The following is a 25,475-nucleotide window of genomic DNA, read 5'->3' as shown; positions in this document are numbered from 1 at the left end:
GAGAGTTCCAAGCGATCATGGCCCGCAAAAGCCTCATCCGAGGCGATACCCTTCCCCTGATCCGCCGCCTGTGGCGGGACTGGATGCGTCCGCATGCGAAGACGCTGGCCCTGGTGCTGGTGTTCGTCTTCCTGGTGGCGGGCGCGACAGGCCTCTACCCGGTGCTGATCAAGGCGGCCTTCGACGCCTTCGACGCCAAGGACGTGAGCGCCATCATGCTGGCGCCGCTCTTCGTGATCGCGGTCACATCCGTCAAAGGCTTTTCGCTGCTGGCGCTCACCGTTCTCACCAACCGGGTGGTCACGCGCATCGAGGCCGACATGCAGACCGCCCTTTACGGGCACATGATCGAAGCGGACCTTGCGCAGATCGGGCGCGAGAGCCCGGCGGCGCTCACCCAGCGCTTCACCACGGACTTCTCCTTCATCCGTGAGGCGCTGACCCGCCTCTCCACGGTGTTCCTGCGCGAGGTCTCGACAGTCATCGCGCTCATCGCCGCCATGCTCTGGATCGATCCGGTGCTGACGCTCGTGGCCGGCATCGCCGCGCCCTTCTTCGCCTACCCGATCGAGAAGATCGGCCGCAAGCTGCGCCGGGTGGCCGCCTCGACCCAGGAGCAGACGGGCCAGATGGCAAGCCTCATCACCGAGAGCCTCGCCGGCACCCGGATCGCCAAGACCTATGGGCTCGAGGGCTACCTCAAGGCCAAGGCCGCCAAAACTTTCGACGATGTGCGCGGCCTCAAGATGAAGGCGGCCAACGCCCGAGGCCGTCTCGATCCCCTGCTCGAGACGGGCGGCGGCCTCGCGGTGGCCGCCGTGCTGGTGCTGATCGGCCAGCGGATTCTCTCCGGCGACAGCACGGTCGGCGATTTTACCGGCTTCGTCAGCGCGCTCGTCATGGCGGCGCAGCCGATTCGGGCCTTGGGCAACCTCAACGCCATCGTGCAGGAGGCGGCCGCTGCCCTCCAGCGCACCTTTGCCATGATGGACGATGCGCCGGCGATCCAGGACAAGCCGGAGGCCAGGCCGCTCGCCCTGGCGGGCGGGGAGATCCGGTTCTCGAACCTGTCCTTCTCCTATACCGGCGAAGCGGCCGCTCTGCGAGGCGTGGATCTCACGGCCGAAGCCGGCCAGACCACGGCTCTGGTGGGCCGCTCGGGCTCGGGCAAGTCGACCCTCCTGTCCCTGGTGCCGCGCCTCTACGACGTGACGGACGGCGGGATCCTGATCGACGGGCAGGATATCCGGGACGTGACCCTGAAAAGCCTGCGCGGCGCCATCGCGGTGGTCAGCCAGGACGTGGTTCTCTTCGACGACACCATCCGGGCCAACATCGCCTTCGGGCAGGCGGGCGCTTCCGACGAAGAGATCGTGGAGGCGGCGAAAGCGGCTGCGGCCCACGATTTCATCCTCAAGCAGCCCGAGGGCTACGACACGGTGGTGGGGCCCGGCGGGGGGCGCCTGTCCGGCGGCGAGCGCCAGCGCATCTCGCTGGCGCGGGCCTTCCTGAAGAATGCTCCGATCCTGCTGCTCGACGAGGCGACGAGCGCGCTCGACTCCGAATCGGAGCGCCTGGTGCAGGACGCCATCCGCAAGCTCATGCGGGGCCGCACGACCCTCGTCATCGCCCACCGCCTCTCCACCGTGCGCAACGCGGAAAAGATCGTGGTGATGGAAAACGGGGGCATCGTGGAGACGGGCTCGCACGAGGCGCTGATCGCCCGGGCGGGAGCCTACGCCCGCCTCCACCGCCTGCAGCTCTCCGACGACGGGGAAGCCCACCTGGCGGTCTCCTCCTGATGCGGCTTATGTTCCGTATTTGTTCTTGACTTCTGCTGCAACCTTGGCTATATCGTTGCACAGCCTGGTCCTGACGAGGGGCGCGCTCGCGAGGCGTCGCAGTGTGGGAGCAGGCACGGTCCTGTGCATGAGCGTGACGCAGGCTCATGGGGCAGGAGGCCCTGGTGAGGGGCCGGAAGCGGGTTGGGCCCAGGGCCTCCAGCATGGCCGCCTTGGGCCAGCGCCGCACCGGGCGCACCAGTCCGCCTGAAAAGAACCGTGCGCGAAGAGGCAGTTCGGCTCTTCCCTTTCATACCACAGCGAGCCGGGCTGCATCGCGCGCCACCCTCGTGTGCTCTTCAGGCTCGCAGCCCAAGGCTGCGGGCCCGAAGGCGCTGGATCTTTGACAAGTCGCTCCAGCATCACCCCGGATGAAGCATGAGCGAAGATCCGGGACCGCATCACAGCTATCTCGCGGGAGCCCTCCTCTCCTTTGTGGGGAGGAGTTGGAGGTGGGGGTGTGGGCGCCACACGCGGATAGGCTATCGCTCACACCCCCACCCTGGCCCTCCCACAAAGGGGAGGGAAACCGAGCCTCATCCTGCACCCAGTCCCGGATCGTTTCCGGGGATCGCAGCCTGATGAAGCATCCGTGTTCAGGGAGAACCACCTGCTCCGGCGCAGCCCCGGGACGACAGTGCCTGGCCGGTTTCGGCCTATTCCCGCCGCATGATCCGGTCGACCAGCAGATGGGACCAGAAGCCGGGGCGGAAGCTCCGCTCCAGGGCCTCGGCGTCGTATTGCGTTTCGATCCAGGTGAGGAACGGAATGCCCTTGGCCTCGCCCTCCCGGCGGTACATGTCGAAGAATGCGTCCAGGATGCCGGTCTTCGAGAAGCGGAAATGCCCGAAGCGCATGGAGAGCTGGCGCTGGGCCTCGTCGATGGACTTTCCCTCGTACACCACGAGATAAAGGGCGGCGACGAAGCCGGCCCGGTCCGCGCCCGACTTGCAGTGCAGGACGGCCGGATATTCCACCGTGTCGAAGAAGGTCTTGGCGTTGAGCAGGGTCTGCCGGTCCGGCGCGCCGCGGGAGCGGACGACGAACTCCACCAGATGGATCCCGAGCCGCTCGCAGGCCTCCTTCTGCAACTGCCAGGAGCCGTGCTCCCGGCCGCCGCGCAGGTTGATGATGGTGCGGACGCCCTCGGCTTTCAGCGCCGCGATCTGGTGCGGCGCCGGCTGGGCGGATCGCCACAGGCGGTCGGTGACCTGGTGCTTGTTCAGGTAGAAGAGGCGGAACACCCCGTGATCGACGAGCAGCATGTGGGCCCAGGCGCGCAGGCGGCCGGCAGGGCCCTCGATGGGCTTATTCCATCGAGCGATGCGGGCCATGCGTCGCGCGCGACGGACGGCAGGTCTGCGGAACCTGTTGAGCACGTTGATCCAGCGATGGGTGCCTAGAAAGGGTAAACCGGCCTTTCGGCCGGAGGCGGCCCTTATCGACGATAGGCGCCGAATAATCAATCGGTTGCCCCTCAAGCCGTTGCCGCAGGCGAAATCGGGCGCTCCGGGATGGGCCGACGGCAAGGGAATGCAACCAATCGGTTGCCGGTCTGCCGCCCGTCGTGTAAGGGGTGCCGTTCGAAACAACCCTCCTTGGCGAAAAGAGCGGCTGGAAACCGGGCCTTAAGGCTTGGCGGGGCCCTATCGTCGAGACCACGCATTTTTAGGAGAGCGGCGTCATGTCGTCCACCTTCGAGACCGTCGCCGGCATCATTTCAGACACCGCCGATATCCCGCGCGAGCAGATCACGCCCGAAAGCCATGCCATCGAGGATCTGGGCATCGACTCGCTCGCCTTCCTCGACATCGCCTTTGCGATCGACAAGGCTTTCGGCATCAAGCTGCCCCTGGAGCAGTGGACGCAGGAAGTGAACGAGGGCAAGGCGCCCGCCGAGGAGTACTTCGTGCTGAAGAACCTCGTGGCGCGCATCGACGCCCTGGTGGCCGCCAAGCAGGCCTAAGAGACGACATAGGCCTAAGAGACGACACTTGCATCCCGGCGGGCCGGCCTCGTGGGCCGGCTCGGAGAGGCGATCCATCAAGCGCCCCGCCTCATGGATTCCCTGTCCGTCATGGCCCTTCCGGGAGCAGCATGGTACGGGATCCCGATGCGCCTCGAATATTTTGAAATGATCGATCGGGTGACGAGCCTCGACCGCGAGACCAAGCGGATCGAGGTTTCCTCCACCGTGCCCATGGAAAGCCCTGTTTTCGAGGGGCATTTCCCGGGCCATCCCCTTGTTCCGGGCGTTCTCCTCACCGAGACCATGGCCCAGGCCTCCGGCTATCTCGTGCTGGGCCTGACGGGCTTTACCCACATGCCGTTCCTCATGGCGGTCGACAAGGCGCGCTTTCGCACTTTCGTGGGACCGGGTACGGTGCTCACCGTCACGGCGCAGCTCGAGCACGAGGGCTCGGGCTATGCGGTGACGAAGGCCAGGATCGTGGTCGAGGGCAAGCCGATCTGCGACGCGGAGCTGCGGTTCAGGATCATGCCCTTCCCGGAAGGCATGGACGGCCAGATGCGCGCTCAGGCCAAACGCATCGGCCTCATGGAGGAGGCGGCTTGATGCGTGACGTCGTCATCACAGGAATCGGCCTCGTCTCCTCCGCGGGCGAAGGTCTCGAGGCTCATCTGAACGCGCTTTCCGGCGGCGGTGCCCCGCACACGGATCTTGCCACCTTCGAGCCTTTCCCGGTGCACCCGGCCACGGCGCTCGAATGGGACCGGCAGATCCCGAAGAAATCCGATCAGCGCCAGATGGAGCCCTGGCAGAAGCTCGGCTGCTATGCGGCGGGCCTCGCCCTCAATGCGGCCGGCGCGAAAGAGGACGCGGCCCTGAAGGGCCGCATGCAGCTCATCGTCTCGGCCGGCGGCGGCGAGCGGGATTACGCGGTGGACGGCCAGATCCTCACAGGTCTGCGCAACGCGGAGAATCCGGGCGTCTTCCTCAACGAGCGCCTCATGGGCGACCTGCGCCCGACCCTGTTCCTGGCGCAACTATCCAATCTGCTCGCCGGCAACATCGCCATCGTTCACGGCGTCACCGGCGCGTCGCGCACCTTCATGGGCGAGGAGTCGAGCGGCGTCGATGCGCTCCGCATCGCCCGTGAGCGCATCGCCTCGGGCCAGGACGACATCTTCCTTGTCGGCGGCGCCTACAATGCCGAGCGCCCCGACGTGCTCCTGATCTACGAGATGGGCGGCTTCCTCTGGAAGAAGCCCTATGCGCCGGTCTGGAACCGCCCGGCCGAGGGCGGCGGCATGATCTTAGGGAGCGGCGCCTGCTTCATGGTGCTCGAATCCCGCGAGCACGCCGCCTCCCGCGGGGCGAAGCCGCTGGCCGCAGTTGCGGGCATCGCGTCCGACCGCAGCCGCCGCAAGCCCGGCAGCGCCGAGGCTTCGCTCCACAGGCTCGCGAAGCAGCTCGAAGCCAAGCCCGACGTGGTGATTTCGGGCGCCACCGGCATCAAGGGCATCACCGAGGACGAGCAGGCCGCCTTGAAGGACATCGCTCCGGGCGCCCCGGTTCACGCCACCGGCGATCTGGTCGGCCATACCATGGAAGCCCAGGCCCCCACGGGCGTTGCGCTCGCGGCCGGTCTGATTGCCGGACGCAAGGCCTCCGAGGCGCTCGTGACCTCCGTCGGCCACTGGCGCGGCGAGGGCGCCATCCGGCTCACCAAGGCTTGAGGAGAAGGCACATGGCGCTTCGCGACACGAAAGGACGTCCGCTCGTTGCCGTCACCGGCATGGGCGTGGTCACCTCCCTCGGCCAGGGCAAGGACGACACCTGGGCAGCCCTCACGGCCGGCAAGTCCGGCATCCACCGCATCGAGCGCTTCCCCACGGATGGCCTGCGCACCACGATTGCGGGCACCGTCGACCATGTGGACGTGGAACCCTTCTGCGCGCCGGTGCTCTCCGAGCGCCTTGCCATGCTGGCAGCCGAAGAGGCGGTCGGGCAGTCGGGGCTGACGCCGGGTGATTTCCCTGGCGCGCTCTTCATCGCCGTTCCGCCCGTCGAGATGGAGTGGCCGCAGCGCAAGGCTCTGGCCGAGGCCTCGGGCCAGGAGGGCGACGTCACCTACAAGGACCTGCTGAAGGCGGCGGCCTCCGGCGCGTTCAAGCCGTGGCACGATCTGTTCATCTTCGGCACGGTTGCCGACCGGGTCGCCGACCGTTTCGGCACCCGGGGCTCGCCCATTTCGCTCTCCACCGCCTGCTCGTCCGGCGCCACCGCGATCCAGCTCGGCGTCGAGGCGATCCGCCGCGGCGAGACGGATGCGGCGCTGTGCATCGGCACTGACGGCTCCGTGAACCCGGAATCCCTGATCCGCTTTTCGCTGCTTTCGGCGCTTTCGACCCAGAACGAGAACCCGGAAGGGGCGTCGAAACCCTTCTCCAAGAACCGCGACGGCTTCGTCATGGGCGAGGGCGGCGCGGCCCTCGTGCTGGAAAATGCCGAAGCCGCCAGGGCCCGCGGCGCGACGATTCTCGGCTACGTGCTCGGCTGCGGCGAGAGGGGCGACAGCTTCCACCGCACCCGCTCCTCGCCGGACGGCGCCCCCGGCATTGCGGCGCTCCGGCAGGCGCTGGCCGATGCGGGCGTTCAGCCGGACGACATCGACTACATCAACGCTCACGGCACCTCGACGCCGGAGAACGACAAGATGGAAGCCATGAGCTGCACCGCCGTCTTCGGCGAGCGCATGGCGAGCCTTCCGATCTCGTCGAACAAGTCGATGATCGGCCATACGCTGACGGCCGCCGGTGCGGTGGAGGCGGTTATGTCGCTTCTCACCATCTCTACAGGCCGCATCCCGCCGACGATCAACTATCAGGTGCCCGATCCGGCGATCCCCCTCGACGTGGTGCCCAACGTCGCCCGTGACGCCAAGGTGTCCTACGTGCTGTCCAACTCCTTTGGCTTCGGCGGCCAGAACACCTGCCTCGTCTTCGGGGCCGAGCCAAAAGGGGCTTGATCATGACCCGCGTTCTCGTCACAGGCGGCGGCAAAGGCGTGGGCGCCGCCATCGTGCGGGCGCTCGTCGCGGCCGGCCACGATGTCGACTTCACCTACCGCTCCTCGGGCGATGCCGCGAAGACCCTTGCCGGCGAGCTGATGGAGGCCCATTCCGGCCGCACCGTCACGGCGCATGAGATCGATCTTGCCGACAAGGCGGCGCTCGACGCTTTCTGCGAGACCATCGAGGGCGAGAGCTTCTTCGGGCTCGTGCACAATGCCGGCCAGCCCTACGACGCGCTCGCCGCCATGATGCAGCAGGACAAGGCCGAAGCCGCCATGCAGGTGAACTTCTGGTCCTTCACCCGCATCGCCAAGGCGCTGATGCGCGGCATGATCCGCGCCAAGCAGGGCCGCATCGTGGCCATCGGTTCGGTGGCGGCGCTCCAGGGCAATCCCGGCAACGCCGCCTATGCCGCCTCGAAAGGCGCGCTGATCTCCTATTGCCGCACATTGTCCGTCGAGACTGCCAAGCGCGGCGTGACGGTCAACGTCATCGCGCCGGGCTTCATCGACACGGACATGATGGCGCCCTACGCGGCTTATCGCGAGAACATGGAAAAGCAGATCCCGGCCGGGCGCTTCGCCAAGCCGGAAGAGATCGCAGGCCTTGCCGCCTTCCTCCTGTCTGACCCCGCCGCCTACATCACCGGCGCGGTGCTGCCCATCGACGGCGGGCTCACATCGATGCTGGGCGTGCATCGCTAAGCTTGCACAATTGGAAACCCGGCCCGGGATGGCAGCTCGGGGTTCTGGAACTTGCCATTCCTCCACCAGCCCTTTAAGCCGCCGCAAACAGTTTCTCGCGTCATGGCCGGGCTTGTCCCGGCCATCCACGTCTTCAACCGACCGCTGAAAAGACATGGATCCCCGGAACCCGTCCGGGGGTGACGGCCAAAAGGATCTAAAGCATGCGCTCCCTTCAGCTTTTCGGCGACCGTGACCTTCGCATCACCGAGATCGAGGCGCCTCCGCCGCCTGCCCCCGGCGAGGTTCAGGTGCGGGTGAAGGCGCTGGCCCTCAATTACCTCGATGTCTGGGGCTTTCGCGGCATGGCGTTCGCCAAGCGCAAGATGCCTCAGGCCGTGGGGGTCGAGGCTTCGGGCGAGATCGCGGCGGTGGGCGAGGGCGTCACGCGGTTCAAGGCGGGCGATCCGGTCACCATGTACGGGGCCGAGACCTGCGGCCATTGTGCGGCCTGCCGGAAGGGCTGGGACAATCTCTGCGAGAACGTCGCCGGCATCATGGGCTTCCACATCGACGGCTTTGCCCGCGAGCTGATCAACCGGCCGGAGCGTCTGGTCATCCCGGTGCCGCAGGGCGTGTCCTTCGAGCAGGCGGCCTGCGCGCCCATCGGCTTCGGCACCGTGCAGCACATGCTGTTCGACAACGCCAAGCTGGAGCCCGGCGAGTCGATCCTCGTCCATGCGGGCGGATCCGGCATCGGCACGGCGGCCATCAAGATGGCCAAGGCCATCGGCTGCACCGTCTACACGACGGTGGGCGACGACGAGAAGGGCGAGAAGGCGAAGGCCTTGGGCGCCGATTACGTGGTCAACTACCGCACCGAGCGCTTCGAGGGCGAGGTGCGCCAGCTCACCAAGCGAAAAGGGGTCGACGTGGTGTTCGAGCATGTGGGCGCGGAAACCTGGAACGGGTCTCTGCTCTGCCTCAAGCGCGGCGGACGGCTCGTCACCTGCGGCTCCACCTCGGGCGTCTCCACCACCATGAACCTGATGCAGCTCTTCCAGCAGCAATACCGGATCTTCGGCTCCTTCGGCTGCCGGATCGAGAACATTTCCCAATCCCTGGACAAGATGGCCGGGGGCATGACCCCGGTCATCGACGCGGTCTTTCCGCTCGACGAGTTCCAGCAGGGGCTGGAGCGGCTTGAAGGCCGCAAGGTCTTCGGCAAGGTGATCGTGACGTTCTAACCCGGGTCGGACCCCTGGAACAGACGGCCGCGCAACCACAGATCTAGACGAAACGGGCTCCCGGCAAAAAACCGTGGGACCTTTCCCCTCATACGGCCGGCCCCCAGCCGGCTTTTTATGCCAGGACCGGAACCACGTGCAGCAGACCCACCGCCCCCGAAGCCTCGTCTCGCGCCTCACGGAGACGGTCATGGTCGGCGTCGTGCGGGGTGTCTTCGCCTTCTCACGGGCTCTCGGCCCCGAGCGCTCCGGCGCGGTCGGCGCGGCGCTCACCCGCACGTTCGGCCCCTTGCTTGGCGCCCACAAGACGGCGCTGGCCAACATCCGCGCCGCCTATCCGGACAAAACCGAGGCCGAGGTGAAGGCCTTGGCGATGGCCGCCTGGAGCAATCTCGGCCGCACGGCCGGCGAGTACCCGCATCTCGGCCGCCTGTTCGATTTCGACCCCGACAGCGAGGTCCCCGGCCGCACCGAGGTCGACGGGATCGATCACTTCCTCAAGCTGAGGGACGACGGCAAGCCCGGCCTCATCTTCTCCGCCCACCTGGCCAACTGGGAGCTGCCGGCCATCTGCGCCGCGCGCTTCGGGCTCGACACCACGGCGGTGTTCCGCGCGCCCAACGATCCGGCGATCGCCCGCGTGCTGCACGAGATCCGCAGCGAGACCATGGGCAATCTCGAGGCGGCCCGCCAGGGCGCGGCCTTCGCCATGCAGGGGGCGCTGGAGAAGGGCGGCCATCTCGGCATGCTCATCGACCAGCACTTCACCCGGGGCGTGCTGGTGAACTTCATGGGGCGCACGGCCCTGGTGAACCCGATCCTCGGCAAGTTCGCCCGCCGCTTCGACTGCCCGGTTCACGGGGTCCGGGTGATCCGGCTCCCGGGCCACCGCTTCCGCCTGCAGCTCACGCCGCCCCTCGATCTGCCCCGCGATCACGACGGTCAGATCAACGTGCAGGGCGCCATGCAGGCCATGACCGCCGTGGTGGAGGAATGGGTGCGGGAGTACCCGGAGCAATGGCTGTGGATGCACCGCCGCTGGCGCGTGCCTGCCAAAGCATCGGACCCAAAAGTGGATTCCACTTTTGGGATCTAATCCGATGCTTAAATCTTTAATGAGCACATCGTTGAGCGCGAAAAACCGGGTCCACTTTTTCGCACGATGCGCTGGCGCTCAAGCTAACGTGAGTTTCCCTTGAGGCGCAATTCGTGTTCCATGGCTTCCATCATGGCGTCTCGATTGACATTGGCCCTGGCGGCTCTCGGCTTTGCCGCTCTCCTGCAACCCGCTCTGGCGGATCCGCCGCGTGCGGTGGTGGAGCTGTTCACCAGCCAGGGCTGCTCGTCCTGCCCGCCGGCCGATGAACTGCTGGTGGAGTATTCCCGCCAGCCGGACATCATCGCCCTGTCCCTGCCTGTGAATTACTGGGATTATCTCGGCTGGAAGGACACGCTGGCCCATGTGGCCTTCACCGAGCGGCAGAAGGCTTATGCCCATTCCCGCAGCGACCGGCAGGTCTTCACGCCGCAGATGATCGTGAACGGCAAGAAGTCGTGCATCGGCTCCGACCGGACCCAGATCGAGAAGGCGATCCAGTACACCTCGAAAGGCCGCAAGACCCTGCCGGTGAACGTGACCCTCGACGAGCAGGACGGAACGGTGGTCATCCAGGTCGAGGAGACGCCGGACACCACCCAGCGCGAGGCCGAGGTGTGGGTGCTGCCCGTCCTGCGGACGCAGACGGTGCCCATCGAGCGCGGCGAGAACCGCGGCAAGACGATCACCTACGCCAACGTGGTGCGGGGTCTCAACCGCCTGGGCGAATGGCGCGGCGGTTCAGCCCGCTTCGAGATGCCCCTCGAGACCGCCCGGAAGGGCGGGGACGCCTATGTGGTGCTTCTGCAAAGCACCGATGCGGCAAGGCCTGGGGTGATCCTTGGAGCCGCGAAGGGGCCAGGTCTCTAGCCCGCAGCAAGACCTTGTGAAGACGCTTCCGTCGAAGGCAGTCAGATCCGCGGCGATGCAGGCTCAGGTTTGGCGGCCGTGAACGTCTCCATAGGCTTGGCGTCCGGATAGAGAAACCCGGCGATCCAGCGGCCCGGAATCGTGCGCAGCTCCGCGTTGTAGGCCTCCACGGCCGCGATGTGATCGCGCCGGGCGACCGCAATGCGGTTTTCCGTGCCTTCCAGTTGGGATTGCAGGGCTATGAAGCCGGCGTCGGACTTCAGCTCGGGGTAGCGCTCCACGGCGGCAAGCAAGCGCCCGAGGGCCCCTGAGAGCTGGTTCTGCGCCTCCCTGAATTGCCGGAACCTTTCAGGATCGTGCACGGTCGATGCATCGGCTTGAATCCGGGCTGCGCGAGCATGGGCCTCTGCGACCTGCGTCAGCACCTCGCGCTCCTGCTGAGCGGAGCCTCTCACTCTGTCGAGGAGGTTCGGGATCAGCTCGGCCCGGCGCTGATACTGGTTCTGCACCTCGCTCCAGGCGGCCTTGGCCTGCTCCTCCAGGGTCGGGATGGCGTTGACGCCGCAGGCGGACAGCCCGAAGGCCAGGATCATGCCGACAAGGGCGGCGCGGATCCGGGTCTGCCAAAGCAAGGCCTTCATGGGTGTCCTTCTCGCGTTGCGATTCTTGTTCTTTTTGCCGGGTCAACACATGGGGCGGGGCTGCTCCTGGAACAAGCCGCTTTGCTATGGCCGTGCACATCGGATTAGGGCATGATCCAGCCGCTTTGCCCACCGGATCACGCCGATGACCTTTCTGCCCGATGTCAGCACCCTGCTCACCTACTCGCTGGCCGCCACCCTGCTCTTCATCACGCCTGGGCCGGACATGAGCCTGTCCCTGGCGAAAACCATGGCAGGCGGACGCAAGGCCGGGATGGCTTCGATGCTGGGAGCGATGGCGGGATGCGCCGTCCACACGCTGCTGGCAGCCCTTGGCCTGTCCGCCCTGCTGGCAGCTTCGGTCACTGCCTTCACGGTGCTCAAGGTGGTCGGTGCGCTTTACCTGCTGTGGATGGCGTTCGACGCCGTGCGCAACGGCTCAGCGCTCAACGTAAAGGAGGAGGACCGGGCGGAGGTCTCGTTCTGGAAGACCTTCTTCATGGGCGTCGGCATCAACCTCACGAACCCCAAGGTGGTGCTGTTCTTCGTGACTTTCCTGCCGCAATTCGTCGATTCCCACGATCCGCACGTGGCCGACAAGCTCATGTTCCTCGGGCTCTATTTCATCGCGCTCACCGCTCCCATGGGTGTTCTCATGATCCTGGGCGCGGAGAAAGTGATCGCGCTCCTGCGCGGCCACCCGAAATTCATGCGCGGGATCGACTACTCCTTCGCGGGCCTGTTCTCGGTCTTTGCGATCAAGATCCTGACGACATCGGCGCGGTAGGGTTGGGGCGCCGGGGCTCGGGCCCGGCAATCGCCCAAAAGACGAAACCCGCAACAGCTCCGGTCAGACCGAGCACAAGACTCACATGCAGCTCCGCGGGCGTGGTGATGCGGGCGTCACCGCGCAGAATCCATGGCACCGCCGCGGTCAGCACCGCGGTGGCCAGGGTGTGCCAGAGGGGGCTGCGCATCCCTAAGACCTCGCTGATGACTGCAATCAGAAGCGGCGGGAAGATGAGCAGCGTGAACATTATCCGGCCGATGGCCAGAAAGGCGTCCTCCACGATGGGCCCCGGATCCTCGGCGGAAAACACCGCGTCCACCAGCGACCAGAAGCCGACAAAAAGCGCATCGCCCGTCAGCACCGCCATCGCCGGGTCGACGATGGAGGCAATGAGGAAGAAGGTGCCGCTGACGCCGATGGCGATGAGAAGCGCGAAGGGGATGAGAAGAAGCCAGCGGATCATGCCGGGTCTATAGCATGCGGGCCCTCAGGTGTCCGCCCGATGGCGATGCGCCAGTAGACCCAGCCGCAGATGGCGCCCGAAATCAGACCTGCCATCGGGTAGATCCATGGGTCGCTTCGCTCCTGCACGAAGAGCAGGGTGAGGGACACACAGCCGAGCCCGCTTCCGCTCGCGATGACGTAACGCTTCGTGTGCAGAGCAAAGGCATGGAGCGCACAAGCGACGAGGCTGGCTCCAAGAATGATCGGGACGCCGAACATCATGGCACCGAAGGTGCCGATCACCAGAAACTTGAGGAGATCAAGAAACCCATCGAAATACGATGGGGCTGCGAGAAGAAGGCTGGTTTCGGTGGAGGCGCCAACCAGGGCGGTTAGAACGTGAATGAGAAGCGATGCGACATAGGGAGCCGCGAGGATAGCCCCCACCGTGCGCAGCATGATGTTCTCCAACGGGAAGTTGGAGAACGCTATCACATCTTATCGGCCCCACAAACCTGATGCATCTGGGAACTGCGGGGCCTGAGGCTTCAGGAACCTACTCCCCATCCCTCACCGCATAGACGCCTTCCGCCCCGATGCCCTGTTCGGCCATCATGCGGGCGCGGGCGCGCAGCTTTTCGGTTTCGCTCTTGAGCTGGCCGCAGGCGGCCAGGATGTCGCGACCACGCGGGGTGCGCACGGGCGAGGCGTAGCCGGCGCGGTAGACGATCTCGGAGAAGCGCTCGATCCGCTCCCAGTCCGAGCACTCGTATTTCGAGCCGGGCCAGGGGTTGAACGGGATCAGGTTGATCTTGGCCGGAATGCCCTTCAGCAGCTGCACGAGCTTGCGCGCATCGGCATCCGAATCGTTCACGCCCTTGAGCATCACGTACTCGAAGGTGATGCGACGCGCGTTCGACAGGCCCGGATAGGCGCGGCAGGCGTCGAGCAGCTGCTGGATGTCGTACTTGCGGTTGATCGGCACCAGCTCGTCGCGCAGCTCGTCGCGTACGGCGTGGAGCGAGATCGCCAGCATGGTGTTCGCCTCGGTTCCGAGACGCTCCATCTGCGGCACGACGCCGGAGGTGGAGACCGTGATGCGCCGGCGAGACAGGCTGAGGCCCTCGCCGTCCGACATGACGTCGATGGCAGCCACCACGTTGTCGGTGTTGTAGAGCGGCTCGCCCATGCCCATGAACACGATGTTGGACACGAAGCGCCCACCGTCATTGGGAACGAAGGCCCCTTCCGGCGGTACGGCGTCGGGCCAGTCGCCGATGGCGTCGCGGGCAACGATGAGCTGCGCCACGATCTCGGCCGAGGTGAGGTTGCGCACCAGGCGCTGGGTGCCCGTGTGGCAGAAGGAGCAGGTGAGGGTGCAGCCGACCTGGCTCGACACGCACAGGGTGCCGCGGTCGGTCTCGGGGATATAGACGCACTCGATTTCCGCGCCCTTGTCGAGGGGGCCCGTGGAGGCCATGCGGATCAGCCACTTGCGGGTGCCGTCCTTCGACACCTGCTCGGAGACCACCTGCGGGCGGGCAAGCGTATAGGCGGCAGCCAGCTTGGCGCGCAGCTCCTTGCCCATATTGGTCATCTCGGCGAAGTCTTTGGCCCCACGGAAATAGATCCAGTGCCACAGCTGGGCCACGCGCATCTTGAGCTCGCGCTCCGGCACCCCGATGGCGGAGAGCGAATCCTTCAGCTGGTCGCGGGTGAGTCCAACAAGGGATGCGCCCCCCGGGGCGGCGCCTGCCGCCACGCTCAGCTCCGCCGTCTTTTCGATGAACCCGGCCGCGCGCGCGGCATCGCTTACGGCCACCGGGGCCGCATTAGGGTTACGCTTGGCGATGTCGAGCACCGTCGCCATGGGAAATCTCAGCCTTTGTTGTGGGGAACGAAAATCGTCTATAGCACGATTACGTCAGAAAGGTGAGGTCCATCGCGACGTTTTTAAAGGGTGACGGCCACATCTTCGAACGCTTTGCCCCAGACGAACAGCCGGTATCGCCTGAAGCCGGTCTGAAAATAGGGATCTTCCTCGATCAACCGCACGGCTTCTTCGCGGCTCTCCGTTTCGAGAACCCAGAGAGCTCCAACGAAAGAGCCCCCGGGATCTCCCGCAGGCCTCCGCCAATCCGAATCTGGTCTTGATGACGCTTCAGATATTCGAAATGGGCATCCGCATGCTCTTGGCGGACCTGCAGCATGCCGGGAGCATCGTCAAAAATCGCCACCCACCGGGTCATACACTGTTCCCCTCAAGAACGGGGTGGAAGACCCCACATCCTCAGGAAAACTATCATCGTTCCCCATCGGACGCTACTATGTTACATTGGACAGCATGGCGACGCATACGGTTCCGGGCGCATGCGTCGAAGTTGATGGGAGTGAGATCTGCCGGTGTGGGACTTCTTTTCTAGGAGGCGCACTCCTTGCGGGCGTGCTCCAGAGCTTTGCTGAACCCGTTCAGGGAGTAGCGGTCCGTAAGGCTCGAGCCGCGGACCGATTGCGTCTTCACGGTCACGGTGCCGCTGCGCGCCATGGTGGCGATGGCCTGGCCTTCCTCTGCCGGGTTCTTCAGCCAGGCATTGGCGGACTTGGTGAGGAGCGCATAAGAAGCATTGCCCACCGCAGCCTCCGCCGGGCCGTTCTCCTTGGCCGTGAAGCCCAGCACCAGGGCAACCTCGTTCTTCACGTTCTCGGCGGGCCGGAAGGACACGAACAGATAGGCCGGATCCCGGTTCACGTTCTTGGGCAGCCGGTCCTTGGGCTGGCTGAGCGCATAGCAGATCTTCGAGCGGCCGGTCTGGGCGGTATAGACGCCCCAGTCGCCATAGGACGTGAGCAGCGAGGCTCCACCCGGGCCTGTTGCTGCCTGGGTTGCCTTGGCGGCGCCTGCGCCAGCCGCTGCCCCGGCTGCCGCAGCCGCAGCAGGCTTTGCCGGGGAGGTCTTGGCCGTGGAGCCCGGCTTTGCCGCAGGCTTTGAGGCCGCGGCCGGCTTGGCCGGAGCCGAACGGGAGGATTGCCCTGTCGAACGCTGGGATTGAGCCTGAGCGGCAGGACCGGTTCCGATGGCCACGATGGCGGACAGGATGCCTGCGGCGATGCCGCGCTGGAGAGATGCAGTAATCATGGGGCGGATCATAAAACCGGATGGTTAAGAACTCTTCACCACCCCCGTTAAGGGGCGAAAGCCTGCTTGGCGATGCGTCCAAACGCGGCGGTACCGGGAGCATGGTGGTTGCGTCTGAACGGCAGCGAAATAAAAAGGCCGCCGAAGCGACCCTGAAGGTGTCTTTGAAAAGCTTGTTCGTCTTTTAAAAAGCCGGAGGAGTTGAAATAACTTTTTTGCGAACGAAGAAGACTTATAGCGACAAGAAATAACATTGCAACAAGTTAATATTCTTTGTTCTGAAAAGAAGCCTATTCGCACTTAATGCTAAGCTTGCTCTGAATTGTCGGTCAAAGCCTGTCTGGCCTTGATCCTGTGTTCTTCCGTGATGGAACCGGCGACTTGCGTGATCGCTGCGGCCAAGACGGCAGCGTCATCGGCAAAGCCGATCAGGGGCAGGAGGTCGGTGATCGCATCCGTCGGAAAGACGAAATAGGCGATGGCGCCCAGAAGAATCAGCTTCACGCGGCTCGGAGTCGATGGATCCGTGGCGCAGAAAAAGGCGGCGACTAGATCCTCCGCGAAGGGGATTTTGCCCGCAACGCGCTTGAGCTTGTCCCAGAACCGGCGCTTCAGGCCCTCCTCGTCACGGGTCGCTTTGCGCATGGCCTCCATCTCCGCCTTGCTGAAAGGCTTTAGGATGGGGTCGCTCATGTGGTCTGCTCCTTCCATGGTCTGCGTTCCCGTGCGAACGAGGATACCGTAAGACATCCCCTCACCTAGGGAGAAAAGCGATGAAGCTCGACGAATCTATGGCAGCCGTCGTCACCGGGGGCGCTTCGGGCCTCGGCGAGGCCACGGCCCGCATGCTCGCCTCGCAGGGCGCGAGGGTTGCAATCCTTGATATGAACGCGGAGCGCGGCGAGGAGGTTGCCCGGGAGATCGGCGCCGTCTTCTGCCGGGCCGACGTGACCGACGAGGCCTCCATCGATTCGGCCCTGCAGGCGGCCCGTGCGGCGAACGGCATCGAGCGCATCCTGGTCAATTGCGCGGGCATCGCGCCGGGCAAGCGCACGGTGGCCAAGAAGCGTGAAACGGGCGAGCTGATCCCCCACGACCTCGCGAGCTTTCGCCGCGCGGTCGAGATCAACCTGATCGGCACCTATGCGATGATCTCGAAATGCGCCGCCGCCATGGCGGGCTTGGATCCCGTGACGCCCGACGGCGGGCGCGGCGTCATCGTCAACACCTCGTCGGTGGCAGCCCAGGACGGGCAGATCGGGCAGGCGGCCTACTCGGCCTCCAAAGGCGGCGTGCTCGGTCTGACGCTTCCCGTCGCCCGCGATCTCTCCGGCTTCGGCATCCGGGTGATGACGATCATGCCGGGCCTGTTCCACACGCCGCTCTTCGAGGGCATCGCCGAGGATTACCGCAAGGCGCTGGAGGCCAACGTGCCGTTCCCATCGCGCCTCGGACGGCCCGAGGAGTACGCCACCCTCGTAAAGGCCATCATCGAGAACGACATGCTCAACGGCGAAGGCATCCGTCTCGACGGTGCGCTGCGGATGCAGCCGAAGTAGGAGGAGGCGCCACGCCGCTGCCATCGCCTTGGCCGCTGGAGGTCAAGGCGATTTGTCCTCGACGAGGGCCTTGATCAGCATCAGAGCTCCGCCCCGGCTCAGGGCAAGATCCCTGCGATCCGACAGGTCGGCTTCGAACCGTCTGTTGAGATCGTCGTAAGCCTGCATCAGGGAACGTGCCTCCGGGATCTTGGAGCCTCTGAAGCGCTGCTCCATGCGAACCACCGTATCCTCGATGTCATCCAGGGCGGGTTTCATCCGGCACTCCTTCGAGTGAGCCTCCGTTCAACGCAGGCGTTGTGCCTCACCTGTGCGCAGCGGTAGAGCCGAGCGGCTTCTGCATAATGGCGGTTCTTTCCTTGCCATGATGTCCATCGCGGACGGCTGGCCGGAAGAGAGGTTCCGGTTTCATGCGCTCATTCCCGGTTCTCGGGGAAGCTCTTGAGATCCGGGGTGCAGAGCCAGTCTTCGCGCCGTTTCGTCCAGGCTTCGTAGGTGGGGGTGAACAGGTTCGTCCCGTCGAAGGCGCCGAGCTTGATCTCGATCTCGTCGCCCGCATCCCGGTCGAATACCTGGGAGCCGCAAACCGGGCAAAAGCAGCGCTCGCTTTCAGGCGTCGCGGACCAGCCCCGCATCTCGCCGGAGATCGTGACCTGATCGACGGGGAAGATCACGAAGGCGTTGAAGGCGGCTCCACTAACCTTGCGGCAGGTCAGGCAGTGGCACAGGCCCACCCGCTTCGGCTCGCCCTTCGTCTCGAAGGTCAGCCGGCCGCAGGCGCAGCCGCCCGTCAGGATGCGTGCTTGCGTCATGGCCTACCTCTTTGCCAGCCCGGCGGCCAGCTGGTCCATGCGCTGCGCGAGCTCGACGTCGCGGCGCGTCAGGCCCTTGGCGTCGTGGGTGGAGAGGGTCACGTCGACCTTGTTGTAGGTGTTGGACCATTCCGGGTGGTGGTTCATCGGTTCGGCCGCGAGAGCCACCCGGGTCATCCAGCCGAAGGCGGCGTTGAAATCGTCGAAAACGAACCGCTTGTGGATCGCGTCGCGACCCTCGACGAGGGTCCAGCCGTCGAGGGCGGGCAGGAGCTCCTGGCGCTCGGTATCAGTCAAACGGGGCATGGGCCGGCTTCACCGTGAGGATAGGATCAGCCTTAGTGATGACGCGGATGCGGGAGGTTTCAAGGCCTCAGGCGACGCCGAGCAGCCGGATCAGTCCCAGGCTGATGGCGATCAGCACGAGAAGCGAGAGGGTGACGGCAAGCGTCACCCGCCCGCCCACCTGGCCAAGAGCCTTGAGATTCACCCCCAAGCCCAGGGCCGCCATGGAGATGACGGTCAGGAGCGTCGCGGCCGGCATCACGGCCTGCAGGACGATATCGGGAATGGCGCCGAGCGACCGGAGCAGGGCAAGACCTAAGAAGCCCGCGATGAACCACGGCACGAGGCGGCCGAGCGACAGGCCCGGTTTCGGAGCTGATGCGCCGCGACCCACGAGAACCGAGAGCAGGACGACCACCGGCCCCAGCATCAGCACCCGCAAGAGCTTGACCAGCGTGCCGAGCTGCGTGCTGACGAGGCCGACCGGCACGGTGGCTGCGAGCACCTGAGGCACCGCATAGACGGTGAGCCCGGCGAGCACGCCGTATTGGCTGTGCGACAGGCCGAGCAGCGGCACAAGCAGCGGCAGGGTGAGCACGACGATCACGCCAAGAACCGCCGTGAACGCGATCGACGAGGCCACATCTCCAGGCTTCGCCCCGATGACGGGGGCGACCGCCGCGATGGCCGAGTTTCCGCAGATCGAGTTGCCGCAGGCCACCAGCACCGCCATGCGCTTGGGAAGGCCAAGCCAGCGGCAGAGCGCGTAGCTCGCGCAGATGCCGACTGCCACGACCGCCGCGATGCCGACGATGAGCGCGGCGCCCGCATCCAGAACGGCCTGGAAGCTGATCGAGGCGCCGAGCAGCATCACGGCGATCTCGAGCAGGGTCTTGGCCGAGAAGGCGATGCCGGGAGCCCAGCGTAAATCGGGCGTCCATAGGGTTCTCATCATCGTGCCGAGCAGGATCGCGATGACCAGCGCCTCGAGCCAAGGCCGTCCGGTCCAATGCTCTTCGAGACGCTGAAGGCCCATGGCCGCAAGCGCAATGGCAGCGCACAAGGCGATGCCGGGCGCGAGTTGCGCGATGCGGTTGCGGTTCATCGAGTTGTTGTGGTCCTGCGCCTCGTCCTGGAGGGGCTAGTCCGAAGGTTCTGGCGATGCAAGTCCCGAATGGATCACGGTCGTTCCGGCGCGACTACAACGAGAGCCCGGAATTCGCACAAGCGACGTTCAGGTGATCAAGATGCTGCAGGAGGATCAGGGCGCAAACCCATCCTCGATTGCGCGCCAATCCTGGCGCAGGGTGAGGGTCTCGCGCTCGATCACGATGAAGCAGCCGCCGCCCGGATGGGACGGACGGCTTTCCCGGCCGATCTCGACCCCCTGGAGATGGGCGGCAAGCAGGCAGCCGACCCCGCCATGGGACACGATGACGATGTCGCCGGAGGTCTCGTCTTCGCGGGCGATCCCGTCCACGGCCCCTACTATCCTGGTCTGCGCGTCGATGGCGCGCTCCCAGCCGCGGACGCTCTCGTGCGGGCGGCCGAAGAACGCGCGCACCACCTCCCAGAACTCCGGCGGCGCGATATAGCCCGTCGACGATCGGTCGTTCTCGCCCAAATTCGCATCCGTTCGATAGGGGAGACCCAGACGTTCCGCCACGATGGCCGCGCCGTCCATCGCCTTCCGCTCGGTGCTGGCGTAGACGGCCGAGACGTTCCGGTCCGCCAGTAGGCCTGCGAAATGTGCCATGCGCCTGCGTCCGGTCTCGCTCAGAGGCCATTCGGGAACGGGCTGGCCGGGGTCGATGACCACTTCGGGATGGGTGATGAAGATCAGCAGGGCCATGAGCCGACCGTAGCCGCATCGACCATGGCGGTCGAGTCAGGCCAGAGGATAGGCCGCCTCGATCACATAGGGGCCCCCGCCGACGGAAGCGCGCGACGAGTACAGGACGAAGCGCTCGGCCGTAAAAGTCAGCTTCGGGAAATGGCCCCGCATGGCGATGTAGTCCGCCACATCGAGCGCGGAGGCGTTCTTCAGGCGCGCCAGGGTCACGTGGGGGGTGAACTTGCGCGTCTCCGGGGCTAAGCCGACCTGGCGCATCAATTGCTCCTGCTCGGCCTGGAGCTCGCTCAACGCAGGGCTGCCGGAGGTGCGGGCGAAGACGGCCCGGGGCTTTCTCCCGCCGAAGCTGTCGAGGCCGTCGATGGTGATCGTGAGCGGGCCTCGTCTGCGCGTGCTTCCTAGGAGCGAGCACACGTCGTCCGCCATGCGCTCGTCGACATCCCCGATGAAGCGCAGGGTGATGTGGTAGTTTTCGGGCTCGACCCAGCGGGCGCCCGGAAGGCCGCCGCGATACCCGGAAAGGGCAAGGCTGATATCGGCCGGGATCTCGATGCCGGTGAACAGGCGTGGCATGCGGCAGCTCCCAGGGCTTGCAGTGTCGATCTAGACGATCGGTGAAGGGGTTTGTTCCGGGACAGCACAATGAGCCCTCCTCACAGGTCTCGGGCTCACCCGAGACCTGCCTTACTCTTGCGTGAGCCGGAATCCACAAGGTGCAAACTGCTCTCCTCCCCACAAGGAGCAAGGGAAGCCCGCGCTCTGCTTGTCACCCGATCCCGGATCGGCTCATGCCGTCCGGCACGACGATCATGCAGATGTACTTACGGACAGGGATTGCAGTGCTCGACGTGGATGGCGTTGATGCGCTTTTCCAGCTCGGGCGTGATCGTCACGTCGACCGAGGCGATGTCCGTCTTCAGCTGCTCCATGGAGGTGGCGCCGATGATGTTGGACGTGACGAAGGGCCGGGAGTTGACGAAGGCGAGCGCCATCTGGGCCGGGTCGAGCCCGAATTCCCGGGCAAGCGCCAGGTACTTGCGGATCGCCGCCTCGGCGGTCGGGTTCTCGTAGCGCTGGCCCCGGTCGAACAGGGTGGTGCGCGCTCCCGCGGGCCGCGCGCCGTCCAGGTACTTGCCCGTCAGGTAGCCTTGGGCCAGGGGCGAATAGGCGAGCAGGCTCACGTTCTCGTGCGTGGTGACCTCGGCCAGCGCCACCTCGTAGGTGCGGTTGAGAAGATTGTAGGCGTTCTGGATCGATTGCACCCGCGCGGAGCCCTTGGAATCCGCATGCTTGAGGAAGCTCATGGTGCCCCAGGCGCTCTCGTTGGAGAGGCCGAAATGGCGGATCTTTCCGGCCTTCACCAAGCTGGTCATGATCTCGACCGTCTCGGCCACAGGATGGGAGTTACCCTCCTGGTGGCGGAAGATCGTCGGGTTCGAGCCCCAGGGCATGGGGCGGTCGGGCCAGTGGATCTGGTACAGGTCGATATAGTCGGTCCCGAGCCGCTTCAGGCTCTTGTTCACCGCTTCCTCGATCTGCGCCCGCGAGAGCTCGGCCTTGGAGCCGTCGTCCCGGAACCAGGTGTTGTCGGAGCGGCCGACGACCTTGGTCGCCAGGATCACCTTGTCGCGGGTGCCCCGCGCCTTGAACCACGAGCCGATGAAGCGCTCCGTGGCCCCTTGCGTCTCAGACTTGGGCGGGATCGGGTAGAGCTCGGCGGTGTCGAAAAAGTTGATGCCCCGGTCGAGGGCGTAATCCATCTGCGCGTGTCCCTCGGCCTCCGTGTTCTGCTGGCCCCAGGTCATGGTGCCGAGACAGATGAGGCTGACATTGAGGTCCGTGCGGCCGAGGCGGCGGTATTCCATCGTTCAAAACTCCTCGCGGCGAAACGATCCGCCGCGTTCAGGCAGGAAGAGGGCACTGAAACGTGTCAGCGCTGGGACAGGCGGGCGAGAAAACGCTCGACGCTGGGTAGGATGCGCTCGACGATGATCTCGATGCCCTTGGCCGTCGGGTGCAGGCCGTCGGGCAGGTTGAGGGACCGCTCGCCGGCGACTCCGTCCAGGAAGAAGGGATAGAGCACAAGGTCGTGCTTCTTCGCAATGTCCTGATAGATGCTGTCGAAATTCTGCACATAGGCCGGCCCCAGATTGCGCGAGGCATACATGCCGGCGAGCATCACCGGGATATTGCGGCTCTTGAGGCGCTCCACGATGGCCTCGAGGGACCTGCGGGTCACGGCAGGATCGAGACCGCGCAGCATGTCGTTGGCGCCCAGTTCCAGGATGACTCCATCGGTGCCGTCGGGAACGGACCAGTCGAGCCGGTCGAGGCCGCCGGAGGAGGTGTCGCCGGACACGCCCGCATTGGCAACCTCCACGATGTGGCCCCGGGCCTTGAGGGCCCGCTCCAGCACCACCGGGAAGGCCGCTTCCTGCGGCAGGCCGTAGCCGGCGCTCAGGCTGTCGCCCAGCGCCACGAGGCGGATGGGCCGGGTCTGGGCGAAGGCTTCGGACAAGGGGGCGATCACCACGGCCAGGGCCGCCGCACACGCAAAAATGATCGATCTGAACGGGCCGGATTGGCGCTTCATCAATAGGCTTCCCATCTATGCCGGACTAGAACCGGATACGTCGCGGTTTTCCAACAGATCGGGTGAGTAGGCATGCAGGACAAGGCCATCGCGCTGCACGATGTCGATTTGAGCCTCGGGCGCGGGGCCGCGCGGGTGCACATCCTCAAGGGGATTTCCCTCGATATCCCCAAGGGCGAGGCGGTAGGGCTCGTCGGACCTTCCGGCTCGGGCAAGTCGACCCTGCTCATGACCATGGCAGGCCTCGAGCGCCCCGATTCGGGCAAGGTGATCGTCGACGGCACCGATCTGTCCGGCCTCGACGAGGATGCGCTGGCGCGCTTTCGCGGCCGCCGGATCGGCATCGTGTTCCAGTCCTTCCACCTCGTTCCCACCATGACGGCGCTGGAAAACGTGGCCCTGCCCCTGGAGCTTGCAGGCGACGACGACGCCTTCGAGCGGGCCGAGGCCGAATTGCAGGCCGTGGGTCTCGGCCACCGCCTGCACCATTATCCGGCGCAGCTGTCGGGCGGCGAGCAGCAGCGGGTGGCGATTGCCCGCGCCATCGTGCCCAACCCGGCGATCCTCGTGGCGGACGAGCCCACCGGCAATCTCGACGAGAACACGGGGCAGTCCATTGTCGACCTGCTCTTCGCCCTGAAGCGCGACCGCGGCGCGACCCTGGTGCTCGTCACCCACGATCTCGCCCTCGCCCGGCTCTGCGACCGCATGGTGCGCCTGCGCTCGGGGCAGGTGGAGGCCGGTGCGGCCTCGGCCGTGGCTTGAAGGAAAGCGCATCATGCACGGCACCCTTCCCGCGACGCCGCAGAAACGGCCCGCATCCGCATCCCGCCTGCCTCTCCTGCTGCGCCTCGCCTTGCGTGAGCTGCGCGGCGGCCTGAAGGGCTTCGGGATCTTTCTTGCCTGCATCGCCCTCGGCGTTGCGGCGATTGCGGGCGTCTCGTCCCTGTCCCGCTCGCTTACCGAGGGCATTTCCCGGGAGGGCCGGCGGATCCTGGGCGGCGACATGGCCTTTTCCCTGCTCCAGCGCGAGGCGGGCGCTCCCGAGAGGGCCTTTCTCGATGCGCAGGGGCGGGTCAATGTGATCGCCACCATGCGGGCGATGGCGATTGCCGGCGACAAGGGTTCGGGGCTGGTGGAGCTGAAGGCCGTCGATGCGGGCTATCCCACCGTCGGCGCGCTCGAGACCGATCCGCAGATCCCGCCCGCCGAGCTATTGGCCCAGCGCGACGGCGCCTTCGGGGCCGCGGTCGATCCGGCTCTTCTGGCGCGGCTCGACCTGAAGGTGGGCGACCGGGTCACGGTGGGCGGCGCTCCTGTGGAATTGCGGGCGCGCCTCGTCTCCGAGCCCGACAAGATCGCCGACGGCATCGGCTTCGGGCCGCGCCTCCTGGTCTCGCAGGAGGCCTTGCAGGCCACCGGCCTCGTCCAGCCCGGCAGTCTCGTGCGCTGGACCTATCGGATCACTCTGCCGCCGGCGCTCTCCACGGAGGAGGGGCTTGGGCGGATCGAGGCGGAGGCGAACCGGGTTCTTCCGGAAGCAGGCTGGAACATTCGCACGCGCCTCAATGCGGATCCGCGCTTTGCCCGCAACATCGAGCGCTTCACCCAGTTCCTGACGCTTGTTGGCCTCACGGCGCTCCTTGTGGGCGGCGTCGGTGTCGCCAACGCGGTGCGCGGCTTCGTCGACCGCAAGCGCGCCTCCATCGCCACCCTGAAGAGCCTCGGCGCGCCCGGCGGGCAGGTGGTGATGCTTTATCTGATCCAGGTGATGCTGATCGCGATGGTCGGCATCGGCATCGGCCTCGCCTTCGGCGCCGCCCTGCCGTTCATCGTGACGGGCCTCTTCGGCCATCTGCTGCCCATCCCGATTCAGCCGACCCTGGCCTGGAGCGAGCTCGGCATCGCGCTTCTTTATGGGGTTCTCACGGCCCTGGTCTTTGCGCTGGCTCCCTTGGGGAGAGCCCATGACGTACAGGTGTCCGGCCTGTTCCGCGATCAGGTCGATCCCGAGCGGCGCTGGCCGCGCAAGCGGTATCTTACGGCGCTCGCGCTGTCCGTGGCCGCCCTCGTGGGGCTTGCCGTGCTGGCCGCCTACGACCAGCGGATCGCCCTCATGTTCGTCGGGGCGGCTGCCGGATCCTTCGTGCTCCTGCGCCTCGTGGCGCTCGGGATCATGGCGCTCGCCCGCCGCCTGCCGCGCCCCCGCAGCACGTCCCCGCGCCTCGCGCTCGCCAACATCCACCGGCCGGGGGCGCTCACCCCCTCGCTGGTGCTGTCGCTCGGGCTCGGCATCACCCTCCTGGTGACGCTCGCGCTCATCGACACCAACCTCACCCGGCAGCTCACCCAGAGCCTGCCGCAGCGCGCGCCGAGCTTCTTCTTCCTCGATATCCCCAACCAGCAGGCGGACGCGTTCGAGGACTTTCTCAAGCAGCAGGCCACCGATGCCCAGATCGAGCGCGTGCCGATGATGCGCGGCCGCCTCGTGACCCTCGGCGGGCGCCCCGCGGCCGACGTTAAGGCGCCTGAGGATGTGTCCTGGGTTCTGGAGGGCGACCGCGGCATCACCTACGCCAAGGCGCCGCCC

The 25,475-nt window shown here is 65.9% G+C and carries 29 protein-coding genes; 13 read left to right on the top strand and 16 right to left on the bottom strand.

Annotation, left to right across the window (positions count from 1 at the left end; translation table 11 throughout):
* Positions 1–17: 17 nt before the first annotated feature.
* Positions 18–1,802: an ABC transporter ATP-binding protein gene (locus JKG68_RS05745; protein WP_202056850.1), complete on the top strand. Its 1,785-nt coding sequence runs from the start codon at positions 18–20 to the stop codon at positions 1,800–1,802.
* 695 nt (positions 1,803–2,497) lie between these two features.
* On the opposite strand, the gene JKG68_RS05740 is transcribed toward JKG68_RS05745, so the two are convergent.
* Positions 2,498–3,220 carry a fused DSP-PTPase phosphatase/NAD kinase-like protein gene (locus JKG68_RS05740; RefSeq protein WP_202056848.1) on the bottom strand — a complete coding sequence of 241 codons (723 nt, stop codon included), beginning with the start codon at positions 3,218–3,220 and terminating at the stop codon, positions 2,498–2,500.
* A 305-nt stretch (positions 3,221–3,525) separates the two neighbouring features.
* Here JKG68_RS05740 and JKG68_RS05735 point away from each other — a divergent pair, with 305 nt between their 5' ends.
* The 8 genes from JKG68_RS05735 to JKG68_RS05700 all read left to right on the top strand — a co-directional run bounded on the left by JKG68_RS05735 (position 3,526) and on the right by JKG68_RS05700 (position 10,773).
* A complete protein-coding gene (locus JKG68_RS05735; RefSeq protein ID WP_202056846.1) occupies positions 3,526–3,807 on the top strand; it encodes an acyl carrier protein in 282 nt (93 codons plus the stop codon).
* 147 nt (positions 3,808–3,954) lie between these two features.
* The gene (locus tag JKG68_RS05730) at positions 3,955–4,416 is read left to right on the top strand and encodes a 3-hydroxyacyl-ACP dehydratase FabZ family protein (protein WP_202057163.1); all 462 of its coding nucleotides are present in this window, start codon (positions 3,955–3,957) and stop codon (positions 4,414–4,416) included.
* Positions 4,416–5,540, top strand: coding sequence for a beta-ketoacyl-ACP synthase (locus JKG68_RS05725; RefSeq protein WP_202056844.1), 1,125 nt, complete (start codon positions 4,416–4,418; stop codon positions 5,538–5,540). Before JKG68_RS05730 ends, JKG68_RS05725 begins: the two co-directional genes overlap by 1 nt.
* An 11-nt stretch (positions 5,541–5,551) precedes the next feature.
* Positions 5,552–6,832, top strand: coding sequence for a beta-ketoacyl-ACP synthase (locus JKG68_RS05720; protein ID WP_202056842.1), 1,281 nt, complete (start codon positions 5,552–5,554; stop codon positions 6,830–6,832).
* A 2-nt stretch (positions 6,833–6,834) separates the two neighbouring features.
* Positions 6,835–7,581, top strand: coding sequence for an SDR family NAD(P)-dependent oxidoreductase (locus JKG68_RS05715; RefSeq protein ID WP_202056841.1), 747 nt, complete (start codon positions 6,835–6,837; stop codon positions 7,579–7,581).
* Positions 7,582–7,784: 203 nt separating this feature from the next.
* A complete protein-coding gene (locus tag JKG68_RS05710) occupies positions 7,785–8,807 on the top strand; it encodes a zinc-binding dehydrogenase (protein ID WP_202056840.1) in 1,023 nt (340 codons plus the stop codon).
* A 136-nt stretch (positions 8,808–8,943) separates the two neighbouring features.
* On the top strand, positions 8,944–9,903 hold the full coding sequence (locus tag JKG68_RS05705) for a lipid A biosynthesis lauroyl acyltransferase (protein ID WP_312890737.1): 960 nt from the start codon (positions 8,944–8,946) through the stop codon (positions 9,901–9,903).
* Between the two features lie 132 nt (positions 9,904–10,035).
* A complete protein-coding gene (locus JKG68_RS05700) occupies positions 10,036–10,773 on the top strand; it encodes a DUF1223 domain-containing protein (protein ID WP_202056839.1) in 738 nt (245 codons plus the stop codon).
* A gap of 41 nt (positions 10,774–10,814) precedes the next feature.
* Here the strand turns inward: JKG68_RS05700 and JKG68_RS05695 are convergent, their stop codons facing one another.
* Positions 10,815–11,414: a LemA family protein gene (locus JKG68_RS05695; protein WP_202056838.1), complete on the bottom strand. Its 600-nt coding sequence runs from the start codon at positions 11,412–11,414 to the stop codon at positions 10,815–10,817.
* Positions 11,415–11,559: 145 nt separating this feature from the next.
* Here JKG68_RS05695 and JKG68_RS05690 point away from each other — a divergent pair, with 145 nt between their 5' ends.
* Positions 11,560–12,201, top strand: a complete 642-nt coding sequence (locus JKG68_RS05690) for a LysE family translocator (RefSeq protein WP_202056837.1) — start codon at positions 11,560–11,562, stop codon at positions 12,199–12,201.
* Here the strand turns inward: JKG68_RS05690 and JKG68_RS05685 are convergent.
* The 6 genes from JKG68_RS05685 to JKG68_RS05655 form a co-directional block, all read right to left on the bottom strand.
* Entirely contained in the window at positions 12,173–12,667 is a 495-nt protein-coding gene (locus JKG68_RS05685; protein ID WP_202056836.1) for a hypothetical protein, read from the bottom strand. The genes JKG68_RS05690 and JKG68_RS05685 overlap by 29 nt on opposite strands.
* Positions 12,664–13,107 (bottom strand): hypothetical protein, encoded by a 444-nt coding sequence (locus tag JKG68_RS05680; RefSeq protein ID WP_202056834.1) that lies wholly within the window; start codon positions 13,105–13,107, stop codon positions 12,664–12,666. The genes JKG68_RS05685 and JKG68_RS05680 overlap by 4 nt, the downstream gene beginning before the upstream one ends.
* A gap of 97 nt (positions 13,108–13,204) precedes the next feature.
* Positions 13,205–14,518: a dual-specificity RNA methyltransferase RlmN gene (rlmN, locus tag JKG68_RS05675; protein ID WP_210346238.1), complete on the bottom strand. Its 1,314-nt coding sequence runs from the start codon at positions 14,516–14,518 to the stop codon at positions 13,205–13,207.
* 549 nt (positions 14,519–15,067) lie between these two features.
* Positions 15,068–15,784: a hypothetical protein gene (locus tag JKG68_RS05665; RefSeq protein ID WP_202056833.1), complete on the bottom strand. Its 717-nt coding sequence runs from the start codon at positions 15,782–15,784 to the stop codon at positions 15,068–15,070.
* Positions 15,785–15,831: 47 nt separating this feature from the next.
* On the bottom strand, positions 15,832–16,038 hold the full coding sequence (locus JKG68_RS05660; RefSeq protein WP_202056832.1) for a hypothetical protein: 207 nt from the start codon (positions 16,036–16,038) through the stop codon (positions 15,832–15,834).
* Between the two features lie 52 nt (positions 16,039–16,090).
* Complete coding sequence (locus JKG68_RS05655) at positions 16,091–16,477, bottom strand: YkvA family protein (RefSeq protein WP_202056831.1); 387 nt, start codon at positions 16,475–16,477, stop codon at positions 16,091–16,093.
* 80 nt (positions 16,478–16,557) lie between these two features.
* On the opposite strand from JKG68_RS05655, the gene JKG68_RS05650 reads away from it, so the two are divergent.
* A complete protein-coding gene (locus tag JKG68_RS05650; RefSeq protein WP_202056830.1) occupies positions 16,558–17,343 on the top strand; it encodes an SDR family NAD(P)-dependent oxidoreductase in 786 nt (261 codons plus the stop codon).
* Between the two features lie 42 nt (positions 17,344–17,385).
* Here JKG68_RS05650 and JKG68_RS05645 read toward each other — a convergent pair whose 3' ends face one another.
* The 8 genes from JKG68_RS05645 to JKG68_RS05610 all read right to left on the bottom strand — a co-directional run bounded on the left by JKG68_RS05645 (position 17,386) and on the right by JKG68_RS05610 (position 22,885).
* Positions 17,386–17,601 (bottom strand): hypothetical protein, encoded by a 216-nt coding sequence (locus JKG68_RS05645; protein ID WP_202056827.1) that lies wholly within the window; start codon positions 17,599–17,601, stop codon positions 17,386–17,388.
* 158 nt (positions 17,602–17,759) lie between these two features.
* Positions 17,760–18,155 carry a GFA family protein gene (locus JKG68_RS05640; RefSeq protein WP_202056825.1) on the bottom strand — a complete coding sequence of 132 codons (396 nt, stop codon included), beginning with the start codon at positions 18,153–18,155 and terminating at the stop codon, positions 17,760–17,762.
* Between the two features lie 3 nt (positions 18,156–18,158).
* Positions 18,159–18,461, bottom strand: a complete 303-nt coding sequence (locus JKG68_RS05635; RefSeq protein ID WP_202056823.1) for a 4a-hydroxytetrahydrobiopterin dehydratase — start codon at positions 18,459–18,461, stop codon at positions 18,159–18,161.
* A 67-nt stretch (positions 18,462–18,528) separates the two neighbouring features.
* The gene (locus JKG68_RS05630) at positions 18,529–19,545 is read right to left on the bottom strand and encodes a YeiH family protein (RefSeq protein WP_202056821.1); all 1,017 of its coding nucleotides are present in this window, start codon (positions 19,543–19,545) and stop codon (positions 18,529–18,531) included.
* 156 nt (positions 19,546–19,701) lie between these two features.
* Positions 19,702–20,292 (bottom strand): histidine phosphatase family protein, encoded by a 591-nt coding sequence (locus JKG68_RS05625; RefSeq protein WP_202056819.1) that lies wholly within the window; start codon positions 20,290–20,292, stop codon positions 19,702–19,704.
* A 36-nt stretch (positions 20,293–20,328) separates the two neighbouring features.
* Positions 20,329–20,865, bottom strand: coding sequence for an RNA 2',3'-cyclic phosphodiesterase (thpR, locus tag JKG68_RS05620; RefSeq protein ID WP_202056817.1), 537 nt, complete (start codon positions 20,863–20,865; stop codon positions 20,329–20,331).
* Positions 20,866–21,113: 248 nt separating this feature from the next.
* On the bottom strand, positions 21,114–22,157 hold the full coding sequence (locus tag JKG68_RS05615) for an aldo/keto reductase (protein ID WP_202056808.1): 1,044 nt from the start codon (positions 22,155–22,157) through the stop codon (positions 21,114–21,116).
* A gap of 65 nt (positions 22,158–22,222) precedes the next feature.
* On the bottom strand, positions 22,223–22,885 hold the full coding sequence (locus tag JKG68_RS05610) for an arylesterase (protein ID WP_202056806.1): 663 nt from the start codon (positions 22,883–22,885) through the stop codon (positions 22,223–22,225).
* A 72-nt stretch (positions 22,886–22,957) separates the two neighbouring features.
* Between JKG68_RS05610 and JKG68_RS05605 the strand changes: the two genes are divergently transcribed.
* Both JKG68_RS05605 and JKG68_RS05600 read left to right on the top strand, forming a co-directional pair.
* Positions 22,958–23,650 (top strand): ABC transporter ATP-binding protein, encoded by a 693-nt coding sequence (locus JKG68_RS05605; RefSeq protein ID WP_202056805.1) that lies wholly within the window; start codon positions 22,958–22,960, stop codon positions 23,648–23,650.
* 13 nt (positions 23,651–23,663) lie between these two features.
* Positions 23,664–25,475, top strand: a 1,812-nt coding sequence (locus JKG68_RS05600) for an ABC transporter permease (RefSeq protein WP_202056804.1), incomplete at its 3' end; no start/stop codon positions are given.

The organism is Microvirga aerilata (assembly GCF_016743775.1).
Taxonomy (GTDB): domain Bacteria; phylum Pseudomonadota; class Alphaproteobacteria; order Rhizobiales; family Beijerinckiaceae; genus Microvirga; species Microvirga aerilata.
This window is presented reverse-complemented; position numbering and strand designations above follow the sequence as displayed.